Annotated in this window: 2 protein-coding genes; one reads left to right on the forward strand and one right to left on the reverse strand. The window is 65.3% G+C overall.

Features of this window, described 5'->3' with window-relative positions:
* A partial coding sequence (locus AC1P6P_RS04235; RefSeq protein ID WP_481401192.1) for a TonB-dependent receptor occupies window positions 1-2,228 on the reverse strand: 2,228 nt, incomplete at its 3' end.
* A gap of 320 nt (window positions 2,229-2,548) precedes the next feature.
* Between AC1P6P_RS04235 and AC1P6P_RS04240 the strand changes: the two genes are divergently transcribed.
* A partial coding sequence (locus AC1P6P_RS04240) for a GTP-binding protein (RefSeq protein ID WP_481401193.1) occupies window positions 2,549-3,937 on the forward strand: 1,389 nt, incomplete at its 3' end.

The following is a 3,937-nucleotide window of genomic DNA, read 5'->3' on the forward strand; positions in this document are numbered from 1 at the left end:
ACCGCGCCCTCGAACTCGAAGCCGAACACCGATTCCTTGCCGGCATTGGTAAGCACGAACCCGGTGCCGGTGAAGATGTTCGACTGGAAGCCCTTGATGCTCTCCTTGAACAGCGCGAAGTTCAGCGTCGCGACGCCCCAGTTGGCCTTGAGCCCGGCCTCGTACACGGTCGATTTCTCGGGCCCGGCAAAGCGCGTGCCATAGGACTGGTTGGGCAGCGTCAACCCGGCCGCGATCAGCGCCGCGCGGGTGCTGCCACCGTCGTAAACCGGGTCGAGCGGCCGACTGTCGCGCGACAGGTTGACCGAGCTCGCCTTGAAGCCGGTCGCGAAGCTCAGGTAGAGGTTGATCTTGCTGCTCGCGTCATAGGCCAGCCGCGCCGTGTACGAGACGTTGCCGTCGCTGGTCTTGCCCGGCTCGACCGAATTCGGCACGTTCAGGAACGGCGGCAGGAATTGGTAGGCGCGCAGCCCCATCAGCGGGTTGGTCTGGATCGCCGCAGCCACGCCTTGGCTGATCAACCCGAACGCTGCCGGGTTGGCGGCGGCGAACCCGGCGATCTCCGCCCCCGAAGCCGGCGTACCGGCATGGAGGATGTTGCCGATCTGCTGCGCCAGACCATAGTTGGTCAGCACGGTCGGAATATCGACCCCGGCGAAGACGTCGCTCGACAGGGTTCCCGTGGTGGCGAAGTGCTTCTGGTCGTGGGTATAGTTGATGCCCCCGGTCAGCGTCAGCTTCGGCGCGATCTTGAAATCGACCTGGCCGAACACCGAGACGGCATCGTTCTTCATCGAATAGTGCTCGTCGAGCCCGGTTCCCGCCTGGAAGAACTTGGAGGAGCCGTCGGCATTGAAATAGGCCGCCGGCGTACCCTGCAAGGCGCCCAGCGCCCCGGTCACGTAAGCCAGCCCCGGACAGGCGGGAACGCCCAGGCAGCCGTTCTGCTGCTGGATCAGCAGGTTGGCATAGGATTGCGCCTGCGTGCCGTAATAGATCTGCCCGTCCTGGTTGATCTTCTCGTTGAAGTAATAGGCGCCCGCCACGAAGTTCAGCGGACCGTCCATGTTGGTCGAGGCGCGGAATTCCTGCGTGAACGTGCGGATGCGCACGTCGGCGGCGTTGCGACCCAGCAGGTCGAGGCTGGTGAAGTCCGAATCCTGGTTGGTCTGGTTGCGGTTGTAGCGCCAGGCCGTGATCGAGGTCAGCGTCAACGGCCCGAGCTGGTAATCGACTTGCCCGCTGAACCCGTAGTTCTTGATATGATTGGTCGAATCGAAGTTGTCATACACGGTTCCGAACGGATCGCTGGCCGGATTGACCTTGCCGCCCAGCGCCAGGATCGCCGCGGTCGGCGCCGCAGCGCGGATGTTGACCACTGCGCAGCACAGCTCGTCGATCTTGCCGTAGTCGGCAATCAGTCGCACCTTCAGCGCGGTGCTCGGCTCCCACAGCGCCTGCCCGCGCACGAACCAGCGGTTGCGGTTATTGATGTCGCTGCCGGTGCCGCCGTCGTGCACCATGCCGTCGCGCCGGTTGTAGCCGCCGGCGATGCTCAGCGCCAGGGAGTCCGAGACCGGCCCGGTCAGCATCGCTTTCGCCACCACGGCGTTGTAATTGCCATACGACAATTCGGTGGTCGCGCCGAGGTGGAACTGCGGCGCCGCGGTGACGATCGAGATCACGCCGGCGCTAGCGTTCTTGCCGAACAGCGTCGATTGCGGCCCGCGCAGCACCTCGACCCGCTTGACGTCGGGAAAATCGGCAATCTGCGCGGCAGAGCGCGAACGGTAGACGCCGTCGATGAACACGCCCACCGAAGGCTCGATGCCGGCGTTGTTGGCGCCGTTGCCGAAGCCGCGGATGTTGAAATCAGTCTGCGCCGAACTCTGGTGCTCGGCGACGCGCAGCGACGGCACCACGCTGGCCAGGTCCTTGATATCGCGGATATGCGCGCGCTCGATGGTCTCGGACGTTGTCACCGTCACCGCCACCGGCACGTCCTGCAGCGTCTGCTCGCGCTTGGTCGCGGTGACGATGATCTCGTTGCCGTCGGCCTCGGCCGCTTCGTCGCGCGCCGGCTGCGCTTCCTGCGCCGCGTCGGGCTTGGCTGCCTGGGCCTGCGCGGCCAGCGGTGCCGCCCCGCCGAGAACCAACCCGGCAATCGCCAGCGCGCGTAGCGAAACCTGCCCGGCTGCGGCCGCAATCGCTTTGTCTATCGATACCATGGTCAAGCGTATCCTCTCTGCGCGAAGCCCCCGCCTTTCGCCCCATCCGCTTGGACCCGCGCGCGGCGAGAGTTTCGCATTGCCCCTGAAACTGCTCCTGACAGTAATTTTTCGGCACTCATAGCACAATCGCTAAATCCGGCCGCCCGCGCCTTTTCCACGATCCCGTGCCGGTTTGCGCCACCTCGCGCCACCTTGCCAGGGCCAAGAGCCCGCTTGCCGTCTCGATGATTTTCGACTAGGGCGCGCGCCATGTTGCGCCGCAACAAGCGTCGCCGCCCCCCGCATTCTCGCCCCGTTCTTACCGAAAGCCTCTTCGCATGTCCGCCGCCGGCCAGCCGCTTCGCAATATCGCCATCATCGCCCACGTCGATCACGGCAAGACCACGCTGGTCGACCAGTTGTTCCGCCAGTCGGGCACCTTCCGCGACAACCAGCGCGTCGAGGAACGCGCGATGGATTCGAACGATCTGGAAAAAGAGCGCGGCATCACCATCCTCGCCAAGTGCACCAGCGTCGAGTGGACCAACCCGAAAAACGGCGAAACCACCCGCATCAACATCGTCGACACCCCCGGCCACGCCGATTTCGGCGGTGAGGTCGAACGCATTCTCTCGATGGTCGATGGCGTCATCCTGCTGGTTGACAGTTCCGAAGGCGCGATGCCGCAGACCAAATTCGTCACCGGCAAGGCGCTTGCCCTGGGCCTGAGGCCGATCGTCGTCGTCAACAAGATCGACCGTCCCGATGGCCGCCCCCAGGAAGTCCTCGACGAGGTGTTCGACCTGTTCGTCAACCTCGATGCCAACGACGACCAGCTCGAATTTCCCGTGCTCTACGCCTCGGGCCGCAACGGCTACGCCTCCGAGGACGAGAACGCCCGCGAAGGCAACCTCACCCCGCTGTTCGAGAAGATCATCGACTACGTCGCGCCGCCTGCGCTCGACGTCGATGCCCCGTTCACCTTCCTCGCCACCCTGCTCGATCGCGACAACTTCATGGGCCGCGTGCTCACCGGCCGCGTCCAGTCGGGCCGCAACAAGGTCAACCAGCCGATCCACGCGATCGACATCGACGGCAAGGTCATCGAAGTCGGCCGCGCCTCCAAGCTGATGAGCTTCGACGGGCTCGAACGCGTGCCGGTCGAGGAAGCCAAGGCGGGCGACATCATCGCCATCGCCGGGCTCGAAAAGGCCACCGTCGCCAACACCATCGCCGACACCTCGGTCACCGAAGCCATCGCCGCCCAGCCGATCGATCCGCCCACCCTGTCGATGCGCTTCTCGGTGAACGACAGCCCGTTCGCCGGGCGCGAAGGTTCCAAGGTCACCAGCCGCATGATCCGCGACCGGCTCGAGCGCGAGGGCGAATCCAACGTCGCCATCCGCATCACCGAGAGCGCGGACAAGGACAGCTTCGAAGTCGCCGGCCGCGGCGAGCTCCAGCTCGGCGTGCTGATCGAGACGATGCGCCGCGAGGGCTTCGAGCTCGGCATCAGTCGCCCGCGCGTGCTGTTCGACACCGACGAGAACGGCCAGCGCACCGAACCGTACGAAACCGTCGTGGTCGATGTCGATGACGAATACGCCGGCACCGTCGTCGACAAGATGGCGATCCGCAAGGCCGAGATGACCGACATGCGCCCCTCGGGCGGCGGCAAGACCCGCATCACCTTCTCCGCCCCCTCGCGCGGCCTGATCGGCTACCAC

The sequence above is a fragment of the Rhizomicrobium sp. genome, from assembly GCF_056722145.1.